The organism is Salinicola halimionae (genome assembly GCF_003206065.1).
Lineage (GTDB): Bacteria > Pseudomonadota > Gammaproteobacteria > Pseudomonadales > Halomonadaceae > Salinicola > Salinicola halimionae.
This window is the reverse complement of sequence record NZ_PZJQ01000005.1, coordinates 45,123-65,280: the sequence shown is the minus strand read 5'-3', so window position 1 is coordinate 65,280 and position 20,158 is coordinate 45,123. Positions and strand designations below refer to the sequence as shown.

The 20,158-nt window shown below is 61.0% G+C and carries 16 protein-coding genes; 7 read left to right on the top strand and 9 right to left on the bottom strand.

The features are described 5' to 3' along the window. The first annotated feature begins 3 nt into the window (after positions 1-3). Together DOM27_RS13175 and DOM27_RS13170 are read left to right on the top strand one after the other, a co-directional pair. On the top strand, positions 4-1,347 hold the full coding sequence (locus DOM27_RS13175; RefSeq protein WP_110656524.1) for an efflux RND transporter periplasmic adaptor subunit: 1,344 nt from the start codon (positions 4-6) through the stop codon (positions 1,345-1,347). 131 nt (positions 1,348-1,478) lie between these two features. Then, positions 1,479-3,566: a site-2 protease family protein gene (locus tag DOM27_RS13170; RefSeq protein WP_223162347.1), complete on the top strand. Its 2,088-nt coding sequence runs from the start codon at positions 1,479-1,481 to the stop codon at positions 3,564-3,566. A gap of 61 nt (positions 3,567-3,627) precedes the next feature. Here the strand turns inward: DOM27_RS13170 and DOM27_RS13165 are convergent, their stop codons facing one another. Continuing rightward, positions 3,628-4,116, bottom strand: coding sequence for a hypothetical protein (locus tag DOM27_RS13165; RefSeq protein ID WP_110656523.1), 489 nt, complete (start codon positions 4,114-4,116; stop codon positions 3,628-3,630). Between the two features lie 265 nt (positions 4,117-4,381). Between DOM27_RS13165 and DOM27_RS13160 the strand changes: the two genes are divergently transcribed. Next, the gene (locus DOM27_RS13160) at positions 4,382-5,146 is read left to right on the top strand and encodes a MipA/OmpV family protein (protein WP_110656522.1); all 765 of its coding nucleotides are present in this window, start codon (positions 4,382-4,384) and stop codon (positions 5,144-5,146) included. A gap of 144 nt (positions 5,147-5,290) precedes the next feature. Here the strand turns inward: DOM27_RS13160 and nadA are convergent, their stop codons facing one another. The 3 genes from nadA to polA form a co-directional block, all read right to left on the bottom strand. Continuing rightward, positions 5,291-6,340: a quinolinate synthase NadA gene (gene nadA, locus DOM27_RS13155; RefSeq protein ID WP_110656521.1), complete on the bottom strand. Its 1,050-nt coding sequence runs from the start codon at positions 6,338-6,340 to the stop codon at positions 5,291-5,293. Positions 6,341-6,353: 13 nt separating this feature from the next. Beyond that, complete coding sequence (gndA, locus tag DOM27_RS13150; protein WP_110656520.1) at positions 6,354-7,769, bottom strand: NADP-dependent phosphogluconate dehydrogenase; 1,416 nt, start codon at positions 7,767-7,769, stop codon at positions 6,354-6,356. A 109-nt stretch (positions 7,770-7,878) separates the two neighbouring features. Continuing rightward, positions 7,879-10,656 (bottom strand): DNA polymerase I, encoded by a 2,778-nt coding sequence (polA, locus tag DOM27_RS13145; protein WP_110656519.1) that lies wholly within the window; start codon positions 10,654-10,656, stop codon positions 7,879-7,881. A gap of 216 nt (positions 10,657-10,872) precedes the next feature. On the opposite strand from polA, the gene DOM27_RS13140 reads away from it, so the two are divergent. Together DOM27_RS13140 and DOM27_RS13135 are read left to right on the top strand one after the other, a co-directional pair. Next, positions 10,873-11,184 carry a DUF2782 domain-containing protein gene (locus DOM27_RS13140; protein WP_110657770.1) on the top strand — a complete coding sequence of 104 codons (312 nt, stop codon included), beginning with the start codon at positions 10,873-10,875 and terminating at the stop codon, positions 11,182-11,184. A gap of 127 nt (positions 11,185-11,311) precedes the next feature. Further along, positions 11,312-12,268 carry a homoserine kinase gene (locus tag DOM27_RS13135; RefSeq protein ID WP_110656518.1) on the top strand — a complete coding sequence of 319 codons (957 nt, stop codon included), beginning with the start codon at positions 11,312-11,314 and terminating at the stop codon, positions 12,266-12,268. 37 nt (positions 12,269-12,305) lie between these two features. On the opposite strand, the gene DOM27_RS13130 is transcribed toward DOM27_RS13135, so the two are convergent. Continuing rightward, positions 12,306-13,220 (bottom strand): SDR family NAD(P)-dependent oxidoreductase, encoded by a 915-nt coding sequence (locus DOM27_RS13130; RefSeq protein WP_223162346.1) that lies wholly within the window; start codon positions 13,218-13,220, stop codon positions 12,306-12,308. A gap of 100 nt (positions 13,221-13,320) precedes the next feature. Here DOM27_RS13130 and DOM27_RS13125 point away from each other — a divergent pair, with 100 nt between their 5' ends. Together DOM27_RS13125 and speA are read left to right on the top strand one after the other, a co-directional pair. Then, positions 13,321-14,226 carry a LysR substrate-binding domain-containing protein gene (locus DOM27_RS13125; RefSeq protein ID WP_110656517.1) on the top strand — a complete coding sequence of 302 codons (906 nt, stop codon included), beginning with the start codon at positions 13,321-13,323 and terminating at the stop codon, positions 14,224-14,226. A gap of 173 nt (positions 14,227-14,399) precedes the next feature. Further along, the gene (gene speA / locus DOM27_RS13120) at positions 14,400-16,310 is read left to right on the top strand and encodes a biosynthetic arginine decarboxylase (RefSeq protein WP_110656516.1); all 1,911 of its coding nucleotides are present in this window, start codon (positions 14,400-14,402) and stop codon (positions 16,308-16,310) included. Between the two features lie 103 nt (positions 16,311-16,413). Here speA and DOM27_RS13115 read toward each other — a convergent pair whose 3' ends face one another. The 4 genes from DOM27_RS13115 to DOM27_RS13095 form a co-directional block, all read right to left on the bottom strand. Then, positions 16,414-17,076, bottom strand: a complete 663-nt coding sequence (locus DOM27_RS13115) for a fumarylacetoacetate hydrolase family protein (protein ID WP_110656515.1) — start codon at positions 17,074-17,076, stop codon at positions 16,414-16,416. Positions 17,077-17,326: 250 nt separating this feature from the next. Continuing rightward, a complete protein-coding gene (gene thpD, locus DOM27_RS13110; protein WP_110656514.1) occupies positions 17,327-18,277 on the bottom strand; it encodes an ectoine hydroxylase in 951 nt (316 codons plus the stop codon). Between the two features lie 734 nt (positions 18,278-19,011). Continuing rightward, complete coding sequence (locus DOM27_RS17915; RefSeq protein ID WP_157956770.1) at positions 19,012-19,404, bottom strand: hypothetical protein; 393 nt, start codon at positions 19,402-19,404, stop codon at positions 19,012-19,014. Between the two features lie 84 nt (positions 19,405-19,488). Continuing rightward, positions 19,489-20,001: an HPP family protein gene (locus DOM27_RS13095; protein WP_245392722.1), complete on the bottom strand. Its 513-nt coding sequence runs from the start codon at positions 19,999-20,001 to the stop codon at positions 19,489-19,491. Between the last annotated feature and the right edge of the window lie 157 nt (positions 20,002-20,158).

The following is a 20,158-nucleotide window of genomic DNA, read 5'->3' as shown; positions in this document are numbered from 1 at the left end:
CCGATGAGCGCCAGCGAACATCCGAGTCCACCGTCGCTCATCGCGGCGGTCACCGAGTTACGTGACCGCGCCATGGCCGCCTCGACCCTGGCTGGTCTGGGGTTTTCCATCGCCAACGATCCCTATCCGTTGCTGCGCTTTCGCCAAGGGCTATTGCTGGTACCCGTTGCATCTTCGCCGAGCGTGATGTGCGTCTCCGGGCTAGCGACGCCCCAGGAGCAGACGCCCTATCTCAACTGGCTGAAGCAGGCCACTCGCTGGCTGAATCAGGAGTTCGAAGACAGCACGCCCCGAGTTCTGATCCGCGATCAACTCACGCCGCCGGATGTCATTGTGGAAGGATGGGCGCAATGGTGGCCCAGCGTACTCTGGTGTGTGCCGCTGCATGATCAAGGCGGTGAGAGGCTCGCTCTCGCAGTTTTTCTGCTCGACCAGCCGCCACCTCAGGCAGTTCGAGAACAGATGCCGGGGCTTGCCTCCACCTGGGCCTATTGCTGGCAAGCGCTGACTCCTCGCCGCAAGGGGTGGAGACTGCCACGCAAGCAACTGGCGTGGCTGGTCGTCGTCATCGTAGCGGCGGCAATGTTCGTGCCGATCCGCCAGTCAGCGCTAGCGCCCGCGCAGGTAATTTCACGCGATGCGATCGTGGTCACCAGCCCGCTGGACGGCGTCGTGGCAGAAATGCTGGTTCGCCCCAATCAGGCGGTGACAGCGGGAACGCCATTATTGCGTCTGGACACGACGAGCCTCAAGAGTCAGGCGGCGGTGCTTCAACAGCGGCTCGGAGTCGCCGAGGCGGAACTGGACGCCGCCGGCAGTTTGGCGTTTGACGATCGTACCAGCCTGGCCGAGATGACGCGTCTGCGCGGTCAGCGCGATCAACGCCGGGCCGAATTGGAAGCGGTCGAGGCCGAACTGGCGCGGACGCTGGTTCGCGCCCCTCGCGATGGCATCGCAGTCTATCGGGATATCGACGACTGGCAGGGAAGACCGGTGACCATCGGCGAGCGGATCTTGCGACTGGCCGATCCTGCTCAGCCGGAGATGGAAATCCAGTTAGCCGTTGCCGATGCCATCGCCCTCGACCCTGGCGCCGATGTCACCCTGTTCCTGACCGCCTATCCGCTGGCCCCCATCCACGGCGTCATTGAAGAAACCAGCTATCAGGCCAGGCCTGACGACAATGGCATTGCCGCCTACCGGCTGCTAGCGTCCATCGATGACGAGCCCGAGCACGCCCGGCTGGGATTGCATGGCACCGCCAAGGTCTATGGTGACGACGTCACCCTCGGCTATTACCTGCTGCGACGCCCGCTTTCGGCACTACGCGCCTGGACAGGGTGGTGACCCCCAACATGGCGCCCGCGACGAATCCTGCAACGACGGTTGCCGCAACCGTTACTGGAAATAGGGACGATCAGCCGCGCCCGCCAGCCGATGATCCGCAGACGAGCTTGGATCCCCGGTTATTCGCCTCCGTGCCGCCTTTGCGTGATGACCTTCAGCTTGTCGATGCCGGTATCGGGCGCAGTGGCGAACCCGTCTGGTCGATCGAGGACCCGGTCACCAATCGCTTCTATCGTATCGGCTGGCTGGAGTTCGAGTGCCTGTTGCGCTGGGGGCAGACGCCCGAGCGGATCTGCGCGCAGGTCTCCACACAGACGGCACTCGACCCCAGCGCCGAACAGGTTCTCGAGCTGCTGGATTTTCTGGGCCGCCATCAACTGCTGCGGCCGGACCGCGCGCGAATCGATGAAATGGCGGCAAAGGCCAATCAGGGTTCGCCCTGGGCCAGTGTGACGTGGTGGCTGCACCACTATCTGTTCTTCCGCCTACCACTGGTTCATCCTCAGCGGGGACTGCAGCGGCTCGCCCGAGTCACGCCGTGGCTGTTTACCCGAACTTGCGTCGCGCTGGTTCTGGTATTGACCGTATCGGGCCTGCTGATGGTGATGCAGCGCTGGGATCTGTTTACCCATTCGGTGGTCGAGGCCTTCTCCTTTTCAGGTCTGGTCAGCTTCGCCTGCGCCTTGGTAGTCGCCAAGTCGTTGCATGAACTAGGCCACGCACTGGTGGCGACTCGTCTGGGCGTCAAAGTGGCCCACATGGGCGTCGCCTTCATCGTATTGTGGCCGATGCTTTACACAGACACCGGCGAAAGTTGGCGGCTGAAAGGCGCCCGGCAGCGGCTGGCGATCTCCTCGGCCGGGATTCTAACCGAATTAGGATTGGCGGGGCTTGCCACACTGGGCTGGGTGCTGACGGAGCCCAGCGCCGTCAATAGCGCTCTACTCTATCTGGCCACCACCAGTTGGGTGTTGTCGCTGGCGCTCAACGCCAGCCCGTTCATGCGTTTTGACGGCTACTTCATCCTCACCGATCTGCTCGACTTTCCCAACCTGCATGAGCGCGCCGGCGGCCAGGCCAGGACGTGGCTGAGACGCCGTCTTCTCGGCCTTGACGACGCATGGCCCGAAGCTTTTCCTCCGCGCCGACGCGCAGCCCTAGTGGGCTTCGCCTTTTTGACCTGGCTGTACCGTCTGGTGCTTTTTCTGGGTATCGCTATCGCCGTCTATGCCCTGTTCTTCAAAGCACTCGGCATCGTTCTTTTCTGTGTCGAAATTGCCTGGTTCATCATCATGCCCATCACTCGCGAACTCTCACACTGGTGGTCTCGTCGCCAGAATGTGTCTCGCCGCTATCGTCTGGGTTGGCTGCTGCTGTTACTGGCGCTGATCGCCTTGGCCTGTATTCCCTGGCGGACCAGCGTCAGTGGACCGGGGGTGATCCGCGCAGAGCACGAAATTACCTTCTACGCGCCCTTCCCGGCGCGCCTTCAGGAACGCACGCCCGACGGTCAGGTCAGCTCCGGAACTCCGTTGATTCGCATGACAGAGCCGGACATCCAGCTGGATCTGGCCGCTCAGCAATCGCACCTGGTGAATCTCGATGCCGAACTCGCTGGGCTTCTCGATAATCCGCAGCGTCTGGCCATCGACAGCGCCGCGCGCGCGCGCCGCAATCTGGGCAAGCGTAATATGGAAGCCTCGCAAAAAGAGATCACCCGGCTCACGCTAACTGCGCCGTTCCCAGGCCAATGGCAGCAACTCAATACGGAACTGGCACCGGGGCAATGGCTCAGCTCGCGAGAACCTCTCGGCGTGCTGTTGGATCCGGCGCATTGGGTCATCGAGGCCTATATCGATCAGGATCAGATCCACCGTGTATCGGTTGGCAATCCCGTCAGCTTCTTCGTCGAGGGGCAGACGGCACCACTCAAGGGTGAGCTCATCGACATCGCGCCGACGCGCAGCACCTTGCTGGAGCAACCCATGCTGGCCGATCGTCAGGGCGGTCCGCTCACGCTCTCCGAAAGCTCTCGGGACCAACCCAGCGAACTCCGTCTGGAGCGACCGCTATTCGCGGTCAAGGCACGAGTGGACTCTCCCTGGCCAGAGTCACGCCAGGCGCGTGGCCAGCTGCATGTCGACGCTGAGCAGGAGAGTCTCGTAGGCCAGTTTGGCAACTGGATAGCGGCGATCTTTATTCGTGAGAGCGGATTTTAGGAGATAGAGGTGGCGCCTATCGACATCTGAATCGACAGGCGCTGTGGCTTTGACTCAAGATTTACGGATCGATCCGCATCATCACCATCTGCGCACCGCGATCATTTTCGAAGCTCTTGAGCTTGAGCGCCGGCCCGCTACCATCCTGACGCTGAAAATCGGTTTCTCCCGCTGCCGGAGATGAAGACGACCACGCCGATCCCAGACACTGACCAATGCCGTCGCTCGCCGCTTCCAACTGCGACTCGCCCGCATCGGATTCGACACTTCCCGAACAGGTGTAATAAGTCGGTCCACTGGCGGAAACGATGGAACAAGCATCATTAAAGGCCTGGGCGGAGCTTCTCCATATTTGTCCGTAGCGAGTCGTGCGGGAGCCGCGCTTGATGTCGTCGAAACCGTTATCCGCGCTGGCGACGGCCGTTTTCAAGTCATCGCAATTCAGATAGGTAGTGACCGATTGTTCTACCGGCCCGCTGGTACAGGCGCTCAGTGTCAGCAGCGCCGCACTGCCCATCAAGCTGTTTCGTAGCGTCGAAGTGAGTCGCATCCGTCATTCCCCGTTGTTCGTCATTATCGATCGGTCGTGTCCCCACGGCCTTCCCAAGATGATTTCACCGATTACTGCTTTCAGCGTAGGCCAGCGGCATCTCAACGGGAAGCAGGATTCGCCGATTACACGTCGCCGGAGATCGTCAGCACGAAGATTCTCGGAGGCGATGTAAAGGCGTATTGATAAACTGGTGTTTTACGGGCACCCCAAGTATGTTTTGGCTCCCACTAACGCATGAACCTTCCACTCAGGGACGAATGGCATGTCACCGATTTTTCGCTATGGCTGGATCGCTGCACTTGGGTTACTGACAGCATCAGCGGCACAGGCCGCGCAACCGCAACTGAAGGGCGCGATCGGCGGCGGTGCGGCATACTGGCCCAAATATCTGGGCAGTGACGATTACCACACCACGCCGTGGCCCACGTTCAACCTCACTTACGGTGATGCCTTCTTCGCCAGCCTGGAAGACGGTATCGGCTGGAACGTGATTCGCCAGGACAAATGGCGCGTCGCGCCGTTCATCGGCTACGCCCTGGGTCGTGAAAACGAGGATGACATCAAGGATCTCGACGACGTCGACGGCGGCGCCACCGCCGGCCTGCGCGTCAATTACAACGACGCCAACTGGCGCTATAGCGCCTCGGCGCAGACGCCCTTTACAGGCGATCTCGACGGCTACCGGATTCGCTTCAAGGCGGACTATGTGACCAAGGTTGGCGAGCGTGCCGCGTTCACAATCGGTCCTCGCTTCACTTATACCAGCGCCGACTGGGCGGATGATCTATTCAGCGTGTCGAATCGGGAAAGTGCCCGCTCCGGGATCGATGCCTACGACGCCAATGACGGTTATTTCTCCGCCGGACTGGCCACCACCTATAGCTATTATGTGACGCGGCAGTGGTCAGTCACCGGGCTGCTGGGTGTCACGCAGTTGACCGGCGACGCCGCCGACAGCCCGATCGTCGACGATATCGGCGATTCCACCCAGTTCCGTGCCGGCCTGTTCATCAACTACCACTTTTAGCCTGGTTTTTGTTCCAGCCCTGTCTTCTCGGCTCTGCCACCTTCGTTCGCATTAAAAATGCCCGTCTCGGTGTCAAACCGGACAGGCACTTCCGTGGCTTTCTTTATTGTGACGACCGCCCAGATCCCAGGCTCCGTATGAAGACTAGCGCCGCTTCAATTCGGCCCCGAACTCGAGCATGCGATCCAGCGGCACGAGCGCTTGGGCGGCGATTTCCGAGTCGACGTGAATCTCCTGACCGCAGCCGTTGGCGTCTTCGAGTACCGCCAGGGTGTTCTCGAGACCGTTCATCGCCATCCACGGACAGCTGGCGCAACTGCGACACGTCGCACCGTTGCCTGCCGTGGGCGCGGCCATGAAGGTCTTGTCGGGCATCAGCTGCTGCATCTTGTAGAAGATGCCGCGATCGGTGGCGACGATGAAGCTGGGGTTGTCGAGCTGCTGCGCCGCCGCGATCAGCTGCGACGTCGAGCCGACCACGTCGGCGATTTCCACCACCGAGGCGGGGGATTCCGGATGCACGAGCACCGCCGCTTCCGGATGCAGCGCCTTGAGCTCGACAATGCCCTTGGCCTTGAACTCGTCATGGACGATGCACTCGCCGTCCCAGCAGAGCACGTCGGCTCCGGTTCGCTCGCGGACATAGTTGCCCAGGTGGCGATCCGGCGCCCACAGGATCTTCTCGCCCTGCCGATCGAGATGATCGATCAGTTCGACCGCGATGGAAGAGGTCACCACCCAATCGGCGCGGGCTTTCACTGCCGCCGAGGTATTGGCGTAGACCACCACGGTGCGATCCGGGTGCTGATCGCAGAAGTCGGAAAAGGCATCGGCCGGACAGCCGATATCCAGCGAGCAGGTCGCCTCCAGCGTCGGCATGAAGACCCGCTTCTCCGGGCTCAGGATCTTGGCCGTCTCGCCCATGAAACGCACGCCAGCGACGATTAGCGTCGTCGCCGGGTGATCCTTGCCGAAGCGCGCCATCTCCAGCGAATCGGCCACACAGCCGCCGGTCGCTTCCGCCAGCGCCTGGATTTCGGGATCGGTGTAGTAGTGCGCCACCAGTACCGCATGGCGGGCCTTCAACTGCGCCGCGATACGCTCCTGATAGTGCGCCTTGGCGCTCTCGTCGAGCACAGGCGGCGTGTTACCTGCCAAGTGCTCGCGAACCCGATCCCGCTCCAGTTCCGCCATCGATCCGTCTCCGTCAGTCCTGCAGCCACTCGGTGTGGAACGTCCCTTCCCGATCGACGCGCTTGTAGGTGTGGGCGCCAAAGAAGTCGCGCTGGGCCTGAATCAGGTTGGCCGGCAGCGTTTCGGCTCGATAGCTGTCGTAATAGGCGATCGCCGAGGAGAACGTCGGCACCGGGATGCCGTTCTGGACCGCATGGGCGACGACGTCGCGCAGCGCCTGCTGATAGTTGCCGGCGATCTCACCGAAATACGGCGCCATCAGCAGGTTCTTGAGCTCGGGATTTTCCTGATAGGCGTCGGTTATCTTCTGCAAAAAGCGAGCACGGATGATGCAGCCGGCGCGGAACAGCTTGGCGACCTCGCCGTAGTTGAGATCCCACTCGTACTGGTCAGAAGCGGCGCGCATCTGGGCGAAACCCTGAGCGTAGGAGGCGATCTTGCTGAAGAACAGCGCCTTGCGCACCTTCTCGATGAATTCCTGCTTGTCGCCCTTGAGCGGCGTCTCCTTGGGGCCAGTGAGCACCTTGGAAGCTGCCACGCGCTCGTCTTTCAGCGCGGAAATGAAACGCGCGAAGACCGACTCGGTGATCAGCGGCAGCGGCACGCCGAGATCCATGGCGCTCTTGCTGGTCCACTTGCCGGTGCCTTTCTGGCCCGCGGAATCGAGAATGATGTCGACCACGTCGTGATCGCTCTGATCATCTTTCTTGGTGAAGATCCTGGCGGTGATATCGATCAGGTAGCTGTCGAGCTCGCCTTCGTTCCATTCGCTGAAGACCTCGGCCAGCTCGGCGTTCGAGAGCCCCAATGAGCCCTTGAGGATCGAATAGGCTTCGGCGATCAGCTGCATGTCGCCGTACTCGATGCCGTTGTGGACCATCTTGACGTAATGGCCGGCGCCGTCCGGGCCGACATAGGTGACACACGGCTCGCCGTCGTCGGCGCGCGCGGCGATCTTCTCGAGGATCGGCGCCACCATGTCGTAGGCTTCCTTCTGGCCGCCCGGCATGATCGACGGGCCTTTCAGCGCGCCCTCTTCGCCACCGGAGACGCCGGTGCCGATGAAGTTGAAGCCCGCTTCCGAGAGCTCCTTGTTGCGCCGAATGGTGTCCTCGAACGGCGTGTTGCCGCCGTCGATCAGGATATCGCCCTTGTCCAGATGCGGCTTGAGCGACTCGATCGTCTTGTCGGTGGCATCGCCCGCCTTGACCATCAGCAGAATGCGGCGCGGCGTTTCCAGTGAGGCGACGAACTCCTCGACGCTATAAAACGGCACCAGCTTGCTGTCGGGATTTTCCTGCATGACTTCATCGGTCTTCTCCCGCGAGCGGTTGAAGATCGACACCGTGTAGTCGCGGCTCTCGATGTTGAGCGCCAGATTGCGGCCCATGACGGCCATGCCGACGACACCGATTTGCTGTTTGGCCATGATCTTGTGCTCCTTGCGAAAATAAAGCCGTCACGCGGCGATAAACGATACGTCAATGTAAGTCGAATCCGTACAGGTCGAACCAGTGTAAGACAGCCGGGCGCAGGTTTCAGTGCGCTTCATCCCAATTGGCCCCACTATTGGCCTCCACGATCAGCGGGACATTGAGCTGGGCAGCGTTCTGCATCCGCCCACTAATAGCACCGAGGAAGTCCTGTGTCTGGCTCTCCTTGACCTCGAACACTAGTTCATCGTGAACCTGCATCACCATCCAGGCATCGAACTCCGCCTGGCCCTGAGCCGGATTGAGCCAGTGATGCACGTCGATCATCGCCAGCTTGATGATGTCGGCGGCGGTGCCTTGCATCGGCGCATTGATCGCGGTGCGCTCGGCGGCCTGACGCCGGGCGTGGTTCTGGGCCTTGATCTCCGGCAGATACAGCCGGCGACCGAACACGGTCTCGACGAAGCCATCCTCACCGGCCTGGGCGCGGATATTGTCCATGAATTTGGCGACGCCCGGATAACGGTCGAAGTAACGGTCGATGTAGACCTTGGCCTGCTTGGCTTCGATGTGCAGCTGCCTGGAAAGGCCCCAGGCGCTCATGCCGTAGATCAGGCCGAAGTTGATCGCCTTGGCACTGCGTCGCTGATCGGTCGTGACCTTCTCCAGCGCCACGCCGAACACTTCGGCCGCGGTGGCGGCGTGAATGTCGCGGTCGTTGGCGAAGGCATCCAGCAGGCCCTTGTCGTCAGAGAGGTGCGCCATGATGCGCAGCTCGATCTGCGAGTAGTCGGCGGCGACGATGCGATAGCCATCGCGGGCCACGAATGCCTGACGGATCTTGCGCCCTTCCTCGGTGCGGATCGGAATGTTCTGCAGGTTGGGATCGCTCGAGGAGAGCCGCCCGGTCGCCGTCACCGCCTGATGATAGCTGGTGTGCAGCCGTCCCGTGGCCGGATTGACCAGTCGCGGCAGCTTGTCGGTATAGGTCGACTTCAACTTGGTCATGCCGCGATGCGACATGATCAGCTTGGGCAGCGGGAAGTCCAGCGCCAGCTCTTCGAGTACCGCTTCGGCGGTGCTCGGTGCGCCCTTGGGCGTTTTCTTGATCACCGGAATCTTCTGTTCCTCGAACAGAATCTCCGCCAGCTGCTTGGGCGAGCCCAGGTTGAATTCCTTGCCGGCGAGCTCGAAGGCTTCGATTTCCAGCTCCCGGATGCGCTTTTCCAGCTCCTGGCTCTGCGTGTGCAGGCGCATGGCGTCCAGTGCCACGCCGCCACGCTCCATGTGCGAGAGCACCGGGATCAGCGGACGTTCGAGGGTATCGAGTACCTCGGCCAGCCGCCCGGCTTCTTCCACCTTGGGACGCAAGGCCTGGTGCAGGCGCAGGGTGATATCGACGTCCTCGCACGCGTAGGGAACGGCTTCTTCGAGGGCAATCTGGTTAAAGGTCAACTGCTTGACGCCCTTGCCGGCGATGTCCTGGAAGCTGATGGTCTTCTCGCCGAGATACTTGAGCGCCAGCGAATCCATATCATGGCGTGTCGCCGTGGAGTTCAACACGTAGGATTCGAGCATGGTGTCGTTCAGCGCCCCGGCGACCCGGATCTGGTAGCGCGCCAGCACCGAGATGTCGTACTTGAGGTTCTGGCCGATCTTGCCGATTTTCGGGTTTTCCAGTAGCGGCTTGAGCGCTGCCAGCACGGCGGTTCGATCCAGCTGTGCCGGGGCATCGAGATAGTCGTGCCCCACCGGAATGTAGGCAGCTTCGCCCGGTTCCAGCGACAGGCCGATACCCACGATATCGGCTTCCATGTAGTTGAGACTGGTGGTCTCGAGATCGAAGCAGAACGTCTCGCTGGCTGTCAGCCGCTCGAGCCAGGCGTCGAATTCCGCTTGCGTCAGCAGGGTCTGATCGTGGCGCTCCGGTTTGGTCAGCGTCACCTCTTCAGCGATTTCCGGTTTGCCGATGTTCTCGGCACCCACATCGTCGACCCCCTCGTCCCTGCCTTCCAGCAGTTCCACCAGCCAGTTCTTGAATTCCAGCCGGGTGTAGAGCGTTTTCAGCGCTTCGCGATCGGGATCGGCCAGGTGCAGATCGTCGAGCCCCACCGGCAGCTCGCAGTCGGTCTTGATCGTGGCGAGCTCGTAGGAGAGAAAGGCCTGTTCGCGGTTCTCTTCCAGCTTCTTGGGCATGGTCTTGGCGCCGCGAAAGCTCAGCGTGGTGACGCGGTCGAGATCGGCGTAGATCGCGTCCAGCCCGCCACCCATGCCTTGCAGCAGTCCCAGCGCGGTCTTGCCACCTACGCCGGGAACGCCGGGAATGTTGTCGACCTTGTCGCCCATCAATGCCAGATAATCGATGATCAGCGACGGCGGAATGCCGAACTTGGCCTCGACGCCGGCCACGTCGAGCGTCTCGTTCTTCATCGTATTGACCAGCGTGATGTGCTGGTTGACCAGCTGCGCCATGTCCTTGTCGCCGGTGGAGATCACCGCATCACGGCCGGACTCGGTGGCGAGTCGCGCCAGCGTGCCGATGACGTCATCCGCCTCGACGCCCTCGATGCACAACAGCGGCAGGCCGAGCGCGCGCACGCAGTCGTGCAGCGGCTCCACCTGCGGGCGCAGATCGTCCGGCATCGGCGGCCGGTGGGCCTTGTACTCGGCGTAGATCTCGTCGCGGAAGGTCTTGCCCTTGGCGTCGAACACTACCGCCATGGGGCTTTTCGGGTACTGCTTGATCAGGCTCTTGAGCATCGACAGCACCCCGCGTACCGCGCCGGTGGGCTGGCCATCGGAGGTCGATAGCGGCGGTAATGCGTGGAAAGCACGATAGAGGTAGGACGATCCGTCGACGAGGACGATGGGGGCATCTGCCATGAGCTGCTTGATCCGTGACTGGCTTTCGATGCCCTCATGATACGCAAGCCATGGCTCGGCGTCAGGGCATCCACCTGCATGCCCCCAACTGGCCCCATGCGTCCGGGTGGAGGAAAGCGATACAATAGGCAATCCGCATCCCGATGAATCTGCAACCCGAGACGAGCGAAGGAGGCTGCAATGAGAGTGTGGTCGCGAATGACCTCATGGGCGCGAATGACTATGTGGCTGCCGGCCCTGTTGGCGGCGCTGCTGATCGGCGGAGTATCGCTGCCGGCTATGGCGCAGTCCGCGGTGCAGCCCGAGATCACTTCGCAGAAGGATGCCCAGCGCACGATCGACGAGTACCGCGTCAACGGCAAGCTCTACGCGATTCGCATTGCCCCTCGCCATCTCAAGAGCAGTGGCAAGAACAGTAATGAAGACGGGGGCGAGACCTATTTTTTCTACGACGACAGTGGCGATGGCGACTTCAAGCGCGTCGAGGCGTCCAGCGTTCCCGTGCCCGATTGGGTCCAGAACGAGTGATTCGAGGTTCAGGCCAACTCAAACCTGGCGTTGGCCCGGCATTCAATAGCCGGTAGGAGAGCGCCTCGCTAGCCGCTACAATGCGCGCTGTTTTTACCCCTAACGACCGCTCCAGATCCGGGACCCCATGGCCGTATTCACTCCATTGCGCGACGATCAGGTCGCCGAGTTTCTCGAACGCTACTCCGTCGGCCATCTGCAGACGCTAAAAGGCGTACCTCAGGGCACCGAGAACAGTACCTTCTTCGTCTCTACCAAACAGGGCGAGTGGGTGCTGACGCTGTTCGAGCAGGGAGAATTCGAGGATCTGCCGTTCTTCGTCGACTTGCTGGACTACCTGGCCGCGCGGCAACTGCCAGTACCGGGGCCGGTTCACGACCGCGACGGCGTCGCTCTTCAGCGCCTGGCCGGGCGACCCGCCTTGCTGTTTCCGCGTATGCCGGGCAGCCACCCGAGCGCACCGAACCTGGCCCAATGCGTCGCGCTCGGCGATGCCCTGGGTCGCATGCACCAGGCCTCGCAGCAGTTCACCGGCAAGCGCGCCAACCCGCGTGATCTCGATTGGCTCACGCGTCGCCACCGCGAAGCATTGCCGTTTCTGATGGCCGACGACCAGGCCATGATGAGCAACGAGATTGCCGCTTATGAGCAGGCATTTGTTGGAGTCGAACTGCCGCAGGGAGCCATTCACGGCGATCTGTTCCGCGATAACACGCTTTATGACGGCGATCGTCTCGGCGGCATCATCGATTTCTACAACGGCTGCAGCGGCGATCTACTGTTCGATCTGGCGATCGTGATCAACGACTGGGCCAGCGATGCGGCTGGCGATATCGACGAGCCGCGTTACGACGCCATCCTCGGCGCCTATCTCGTACATCGTCCGCTGACGGTAGTGGAACGTGAACTGTGGCCAGTCATGCTGCGGCTGACGGCGCTGCGCTACTGGCTGTCACGGCTGCTGGTGATCCACGTCGATCCACCGGCGCACGACATCACGCCACACGACCCGGCACGCTTTCGCACTCTGTTGGGCAGACGCCTCGACGGCCGCGTACCGCCGCTGCCCAATAACGCCCGATGACCGTATTATCCGACCTCGCCGCAAAGGGCCATACCGGTTATCGGCCCATCAGTTGCAGCGCCATCTGCCAAAGTCGCTCGGCATTGTCTGAATTCAGCGCATAACTCGCGACGCCATCAGGAATTCCTGGCCGGCGAGCTTCTCGCATAGGCGCGATCTGGCAATCGTCGAAGTAGCGTCCGGTCACTCCCTCCACACAGGGCGAAGCGGCCAGTAGAACGGACGTCGCCGCGCCCTGTGACGGCGATTTCTGCAGAGCTTTCGGCGTTTGCAGCCCGCCCGTGTAACGCTGCAGATTAGTGGCAATGGCGCCGGGGTTAAGCGCATTCGCAACGATGCCGTCGCCAGCCCACCTCGAAGCAATGGATATCGCCAGAAGAATACAGGCGGTCTTCGACTGGGCGTAGGCCAGCAGAGGGTCGTAGGGTATGAATCGAAAATGCGGGTCATCCCAGAAAACGGGAGCGAACAGGTTGCCCGTCGAACTTACCGAGATCACTCGTGCGCCGTTCGCCTCGGCAAGATAACGCCGCAGACCGAGGGTCAGTGCAAAATGACCCAGAAAATTAGTCGCAAATTGCATCTCGTAGCCTTGGCGCGAGCGCTCTAACGAAGGCAAGGCCATGACGCCGGCATTGTTGATCAGAGCATGCAACGGACCTTCCCACCCCTCGATGAATGTGCGGACGGAACGAAGGTCCGCCAAGTCGAGAGCTCTGACGCTAATCTCGGCATTGGGGTTTTCGCGACGCAACGCGCTGATTGCCCCTTCGGCCGCTTCGGGACGTCTCGTGGCGACGACCACTCGAGCGCCGGCCTTGGCCAGGCTGCGTGTCGTCTCCAGCCCGATACCGCTGGCTCCGCCGGTAACGATCATGCGGCGCCCATGCAGATTTAGCTCGTTGAGAATTTGATCAGCGGTAGTGCCCGCTCCGTACGGCGTTTTCATCATGATATCGAATTCCTATTGGTCTATTGCCTGCACGCTACCTTGCTGTCATTGTTCTGGGTAGACGGATGGGCTTGAACGCTTTAATGAGGGATATCGAACAATCAACGCCCTATCACCTACAGAGCTGACCGCGTTCGTGACGGTGGCCCAGCAAGCGGGCTTCCGTGCTGCCGCGCGGACTCTGGAACAAAGTCCATCCGCACTCAGTCACGCGGTTGCCTCGCTGGAAAAAAGACTCGGGGTCCAGCTCTTTCACCGTACGACGCGTCACGTGTCCCTGACGGAAGCGGGCCGTGCTTTTTACACACGCATCGCACCCGCGCTGGGGGAAATCGATCTGGCGGTCGAGGCGCTGAGCGATTTTCGTGAGCGGCCGATAGGTCGGTTACGCATCAACGCGGATACGGCAGCCGCCGAACAGTGCCTGGCGCCGGTTGTGCTCGACTTCCTGCATCGCTATCCCGAAATGGAAGTGGAGATCGTCTGCGAAGGTCGGCTCATCGATATCGCCGCCGAGGGTTTCGACTGTGGTATCCGACTTGCCGAACTCGTTCCCCAAGACATGGTGGCCATTCCTGTCGGCCCCGAGCAGCGGCATATCGTGGTCGGTGCGCCAGACTATCTCGAATCGGCGCCACCGCTCACGAGTCCTGCTGACCTGCAGCGGCACCGCTGCATTCAGTTGCGCCTTCCCGGCGGCGCGATCTATCGGTGGGAGTTCGTACGTCGAGGTAAAGAAATCAAGGTCGAGACACACGGCAATCTGGTCGTGGGTAGCTCCAGGCTCGCCCTCATCGCCGCCAGACAAGGGCATGGGCTTGCCTATGTCTCTTGCTGGGCGGCGCAGAACTGGCTATCGACCGGCCAGCTGGAACAATGGCTCGATGCATGGACGCCTGCCTATCCCGGACTCTGTCTCTATTATCCTAGACATCGCCATCTCGGCGCCGGCATGCGTGCTTTCATCGATTTTGCGCGGGAATGTGGCACGAAACTCCGTCCTTGAATGTTTCACGCCACTTTACGCTGACGTAATTTCGACTAGCTTTTCCCAGACTTCGGTGGTCGTGACCTTTTCACGACGTCATAATGCGCGCCATTCGCGTTCCCGGCCGTCGTCATCATTCACGCCGGGGGCTATTTGTTTTCTGTTTTGTTGCCGGCCGACCGGAGAGCGTCATGACGAATCCTTCACCCGCTGCACGGGCTCGCCGTACCTACAATATCGATCAGTGGGGCAGCGGCTATTTCGACGTCGACGACCTCGGCCGCACGCTGGTGCGCCCGCTGGGCAGCGAGGTCGAAGGTCCGACACTGGTTCTCGACACCCTGGTCGACCGGCTACGCGATGCCGGCCTGCGGCTGCCGGTGCTGGTTCGTTTCATCGATATCCTCCACGATCGCGTCGAACAGCTATGCATGGCTTTCGATCACGCGATGAAGGAGGAGGATTATCAGGCCAGCTACACCGCGGTCTATCCGATCAAGGTCAATCAGCAGCGCCGCGTGGTCGAGGAGATTCTCGCCACTCAGGAGCGTGGCCGTGGCCGGGTCGGGCTGGAAGCCGGCAGTAAACCGGAACTGATGGCGGTACTCGCGCTATCCGGTGACGAGGGCTCGTCGCTGATCGTCTGCAATGGCTACAAGGATCGCGAGTACATCCGCCTGGCGTTGATGGGCGAAAAGCTCGGTCACAAGGTCTATCTGGTGGTGGAGAAATACTCCGAGCTGAGCCTGATTCTGGAAGAGGCCGAGAATCTCAAGGTGAAACCGCGCATCGGCCTGCGTGCGCGGCTCTCCTCGGTCGGTAAAGGCAAGTGGCAGGATACCGGCGGCGAGAAGTCCAAGTTCGGTCTCACCGCGAGCCAACTGCTGGCCATCACCGAACGGCTACGCGACGCGGACGCGCTAGACAGCCTGCAACTGGTGCACTTCCACCTCGGTTCGCAGATCGCCAACATTCGCGATATCCAGCGTGGTCTGCGCGAGTGCGCCCGTTTCTATCACAGCCTGCGCGAGCTCGGCGCGCCGATCGACACCGTGGACGTCGGCGGCGGCCTGGGCGTCGACTACGAAGGCACTCGCTCGCAGAGCTTCTGCTCGATCAACTATTCGATGCAGGAGTATGCCACCAACGTGGTATGGGCCTTCCGCCAAATCTGCCAGAACCACAACCTGCCGCACCCTCAGCTGATTTCGGAATCCGGTCGCGCGCTGACCGCGCATCACGCGGTGCTGGTCACCAACGTGATCGGCGAAGAGCGTCTGGGCCACATCGAGCCGGAACGCCGGGTCGAGGGCGACGCCCACGTCGCCGAGCTGTGGCGCGTCTACGACCGGCTCGAAGGCATGCGCGAACCCCGCGATCTGGTCGAGGCCTACCACGATGTGGTCCAGGCGGTGGGCGAACTGCAGGATCGTTTCGTGCTGGGGTTAGCCAACATGCAGGCCCGCGCCGAGGGCGAGTCGGTCTACTTCGCCGCCTGCCAGCGTCTGCACAAGCGGCTCGACAACCGCAACCGCGCCCATCGCGAGATCGCCGACGAACTGGCCGAAAAGCTCGCCGACAAGCTGTTCGCCAACTTCTCGCTGTTCCAGTCGCTGCCGGACGTGTGGGGGATCGATCAGGTCTTCCCGGTGCTGCCGCTGACCGGTCTGGATCGCGAACCGACCCGGCGCGGCGTGATTCAGGACATCACCTGCGATTCCGACGGCCGGATCGATCTCTACGTCGACGGCCAGGGCCTCGAGAGCACCCTGCCGCTACCGGAGTGGGACGACGACGATGACAAACTGATCGGGCTGTTTCTGGTCGGCGCCTATCAGGAGATTCTCGGCGACCTGCACAACCTGTTCGGCGACACCGATTCGGTGGACGTCGCCCTCGACGAGAACGGCGAATGGCGGCTTTCCCACGTCCAACAGGGCGATGCGGTGGCGGACGTGCTCGGCTACGTCAATTTCGACGCTGTTGCGCTCAAGCGCAAGCTCACCGAACAGCTGATCGCCAGCCCGCTGACCGTCGAAGAGCGCGAGCTGTTCGTGAACGAGCTATCGGAAGGCCTCAGCGGCTATACCTATCTTGAGTAAGCACGATCTCGAGTAAAGGCGTGAACTGACACGCGAATCGATACGAAAACGCCCGGCACTGCTTCCCTCGCAATGCCGGGCGTTTTGCTGTCTGCCAGATCAATCAGCGCGTGCGCGTGCCGACATCCAGCCCCAGCGAGAGCGACAGTCCGAGAACGGCATCACGGGGAAGCTGACCGACGCCGGAGGGCGTGCCGGTCAGGATCACGTCGCCCGGTTCGAGGGTGAAGGTGCGGGTCATCTCCTCGAGCAGCGCCGGCAGACCGAACAGCATGTCGCTGGTCTTGCCGCTCTGCTGACGCTGGCCGTTGATATCAAGATGGAAAGTCACCGCTTCCCAGTCGACGTCGCCCTCCACCGGCACGAAGCGTGACAGCGGGCAGGCACCATCGAACGCCTTGGCCCGCTCCCATGGATGGCCTTTTTCCTTGAGCGTGGACTGCACGTCGCGCAGCGTCAGATCCAGCGCCAGCCCGCCCCCTGCCACCCCGTTCATCGCCTCATCCGCGCTGACATGGCTCATGCGCTCGCCGATCAACAACGCCAGTTCCGTCTCGAAGTGCACGTCACCGTGGCTGAATTGACGTTCGATCGGGTCTTCGAGCTCGACGGCGCTGGTCGACGGCTTGATGAACAGGATTGGCGAGGTGGGTACCGGGTTGTTGAGCTCCCTGGCGTGTTCGGCGTAGTTGCGCCCTACACAGAGAATCTTGCCAAGCGGCAGGCCGGTCTCGAGACCGTCGATGAATCGGGTGGTGAAAGGCATGACAAGCTCCAAAGCAATGGCAATGACCGTTGACTCTTCATGGGAGAGCAGACATCTACGGGGAAATCAGACGTCCAAGGCGAAATCCAACTTCTGGATGTAAATCCAATCTTCAGACGCAAGAAGCCGCCGCTGGCGGCAACTCTTCGAGTCTACCTTCAACGGCGGCTTATGGCATCAGATCGACCGTGCCGGGGATCGTTACCACTCGAGAACGCCTCGACATCCGAGCGGCACGCTCACTGGCGCCTTAGTGCGTTTCCTGCTGCGGCGTCCAAACTTCATCCGGCTGATGCGCCAGGAACGAGGGACGTTCCTTCTTGGCGCCAAACGGCTGCACGCAGGCGTTGTCCCGACGGTTATAGACGAAAAAGGCGTTACTGCGCGGATCCGGCGACATGTTGGCGTTGGAACCATGCAACGTATTGCAGTCGAACATCAACAATCCGCCGGCGGCGCCGGTCGGCGCTTCGATGCCGCGCTGCTCGATCAACTCACGCAGCGCGTCGTTGCTCGGAACACCGAGCTCCTGCTGTTTCAACGACTGCTTGTGATTGTCATCCGGCGTTTCACCGAGGCAGTGCACGAACACCTTGTGCGAACCCGGGATCAGCATCAGCGGGCCGTTGAAATGGTGGTTGTCCGTCAACACGATAGAGGCGCTGACGGCATGCATTTCGGGCATGCCGTCTTCGGCGTGCCAAGTCTCGAAATCCGAGTGCCAGTTGAAACCCTTGCCGTGAAAGCCGGGTTTGTAGTTGATCCGGGACTGATGCACGTAGACATCGCCACCGACGATCTGGCGGGCACGGCCTACCATACGCGCATCGTTCGCCAACTCGGCGAAGCGCTGCGACAGATGATGGATAGCGAACAGCGAACGAATCTGGTGACTTCGCGGTTCGGTGATCGAGAAATCGCGATCACGAAAGTCGTCCCGATCGAGCATGACGGCCAATTCGGCACACAGCTCGTCGAGTTCCGACTGCCCCAGAAAATTGGGTTCGAAAAGAAATCCATCGCGTTCATAACGATTCAGTTGCTCGTCGTTCAGCGGGCCATCGAGATGGCGCCCCTTGACGACGTCCTCCTGCCGTTGTTGCCAGAGCGCGTCCTGCGGCTGGCGCAAACGAGTCGGGTAGCGATCCTGCTTCGTCCACGTGGAATTTCGGGTTTGGGGGGATGCGGTCTGTACTGACATCCAATCACCTCCAAGTTTGTGATCAGGTTTCAGATCCAGTCCTAGGTGTGGCACACCAAATAGTGCGAAGCACTAAACTTGATTAGGAAAGGGTCAATAAATCCTCAGCTGTTTTTCAGTGGGATACTCATCCTAGAAAAGAGTACGGGAATTGCAATCCTCCGACGATCGGAGCCGATGGCTCTCGTCTAGTGGCCTCACGGTGACACTCACCGTTCGCAGTCTCGATAACGTATATCAAGTCATCCCAAATGACCGTGGCACCGGTTCGGATCAAAACATCAGCTCGACGACCGCCCATTCATCACAGCGTCATACGGCCCCATCACACTACATCCCGGTCACGCACGGTATTCGACACGCCAACCCTTTCCTCGCCTGGAGATACCTCATGATTCGCGTCACGCTGGATCTCATCTGCTCGATCTGCGACCACGACCAATTTCATCTACCGGTACGGGCCAATGAACGACAGCAGATTCGTTGTGCGAACTGCACCGCTTTCAAGTGCTACTCCGCCGATCTGGAGACCGAGATGATCGCGCTGTCTCGTGCCAGAAAGACATGGAATGGGGGGGTGAGAGATAGAAGGCCTCGCTCCGTTGAGGAGCAGTCGAGACAGGCGCGCGCCAACGCCGCGTGAACGGCGGCGAGCTAAAGCGCAGTACGCTGAAGACGTCGTAGTAAAGACACCGCCATAAAAAACGTGTCGACCAATCCTTCGATGATGACGCTCACTTCTCGCGGGATGTCATTTCCGCATTTTCAGAAACGTGTCGTTTAGCGACGCCGGCATTCGGCAATTGCCGGGCAGTAGGCCGCCAGTCTCGGTAAGGCCTCATCGGCTTGACCACAGAATCGCGATAGAAAGACACGAAGGGTTCGGCGATCAACGGTGGATAGGCCTTCGGCACATCACCGAAATCGCAGCGAAAGTTGCTGCAGCCGACGGAATGGTCAGCATCCATCTCCGTAGCCCAGGCGATTCCCTCAACCGCGACCCAACTCAATACCCAACCTACGATCAGGCTGTATCCGAGGGTTCTCATGGCACTCCCACCCTGTTGATCCTGTTGATCCTGTTGATCCGCCGGTGTAGACCCGCCATTACAGGCCGGAATCAACACGAAAAACCCGAGTGTAAGGAGAGCCACGGCCCGCTGCCGCCTGAAAGGTGTGGTACCTGAAATGTGAGAAGGGTGAGTCGCGCCCTACCACCAATGCAGCGGATAGCGGCGATGCCTTGCCAGGTTGTTGACCAACACGGCGATCAGCAGCATCAGCAGACAGCCGGTCGCGACCGGAAAGAACGCATAGGACCAGCCCAGCGTATGGAGTTCAGCGGAACCGATTACCGCGATCAGCGCCGTCGCGCCGCCCGGAGGATGAAGCGTATGGGTCATCTGCATGAGCAGGATGGAAGTCGACACCGCCACCGCCGCCGCAATCCAGCTATCGCCGATCAGCTTCCATACCAGCACGCCGCACAGCGCCGAGAGCAGATTGCCGAACAGCACATTGCGCGGCTGCGCCAGTGGGCTTTCCGGCGCGGCATATAGCAGCACCGACGTCGCGCCGAATGAGCCGACCATCAGCAGCGAATGCGTTTGAAGCGACTGCGCGCTCAGCCAACCCACGCCCGCCATTCCCAGAAACGCCCCCAGCCATGACCAGATGGCATCGCGCCAATCCGGTGCCGGTCGCGTCGGGGGCGAACCTTTCATCTTGCCGAGATATCGTTTGACCATCGTGTTGCGGGAGCCGGTGAAAAAAGGAGCGCCATAGTGCCACCCCGCAACGCATCGATAAAATATCGCTTGGCTATGGATTTAGAGCGCGGAGCCGAGAGGCTCACGACATCGCCAGCAAGACGTTCTGCGT

What these genes read in the sequence shown, in the direction of transcription:
- DOM27_RS13175 (WP_110656524.1), top strand. Translation starts at nt 4, where the DNA reads ATGAGCGCCAGCGAACATCCGAGTCCACCGTCGCTCATCGCGGCGGTC.
- DOM27_RS13165 (WP_110656523.1), bottom strand. Translation starts at nt 4,116, where the DNA reads ATGCGACTCACTTCGACGCTACGAAACAGCTTGATGGGCAGTGCGGCG.
- DOM27_RS13160 (WP_110656522.1), top strand. Translation starts at nt 4,382, where the DNA reads ATGTCACCGATTTTTCGCTATGGCTGGATCGCTGCACTTGGGTTACTG.
- nadA (WP_110656521.1), bottom strand. Translation starts at nt 6,340, where the DNA reads ATGGCGGAACTGGAGCGGGATCGGGTTCGCGAGCACTTGGCAGGTAAC.
- gndA (WP_110656520.1), bottom strand. Translation starts at nt 7,769, where the DNA reads ATGGCCAAACAGCAAATCGGTGTCGTCGGCATGGCCGTCATGGGCCGC.
- polA (WP_110656519.1), bottom strand. Translation starts at nt 10,656, where the DNA reads ATGGCAGATGCCCCCATCGTCCTCGTCGACGGATCGTCCTACCTCTAT.
- DOM27_RS13140 (WP_110657770.1), top strand. Translation starts at nt 10,873, where the DNA reads ATGACTATGTGGCTGCCGGCCCTGTTGGCGGCGCTGCTGATCGGCGGA.
- DOM27_RS13135 (WP_110656518.1), top strand. Translation starts at nt 11,312, where the DNA reads ATGGCCGTATTCACTCCATTGCGCGACGATCAGGTCGCCGAGTTTCTC.
- DOM27_RS13130 (WP_223162346.1), bottom strand. Translation starts at nt 13,220, where the DNA reads ATGATGAAAACGCCGTACGGAGCGGGCACTACCGCTGATCAAATTCTC.
- speA (WP_110656516.1), top strand. Translation starts at nt 14,400, where the DNA reads ATGACGAATCCTTCACCCGCTGCACGGGCTCGCCGTACCTACAATATC.
- DOM27_RS13115 (WP_110656515.1), bottom strand. Translation starts at nt 17,076, where the DNA reads ATGCCTTTCACCACCCGATTCATCGACGGTCTCGAGACCGGCCTGCCG.
- thpD (WP_110656514.1), bottom strand. Translation starts at nt 18,277, where the DNA reads ATGTCAGTACAGACCGCATCCCCCCAAACCCGAAATTCCACGTGGACG.
- DOM27_RS13095 (WP_245392722.1), bottom strand. Translation starts at nt 20,001, where the DNA reads ATGAAAGGTTCGCCCCCGACGCGACCGGCACCGGATTGGCGCGATGCC.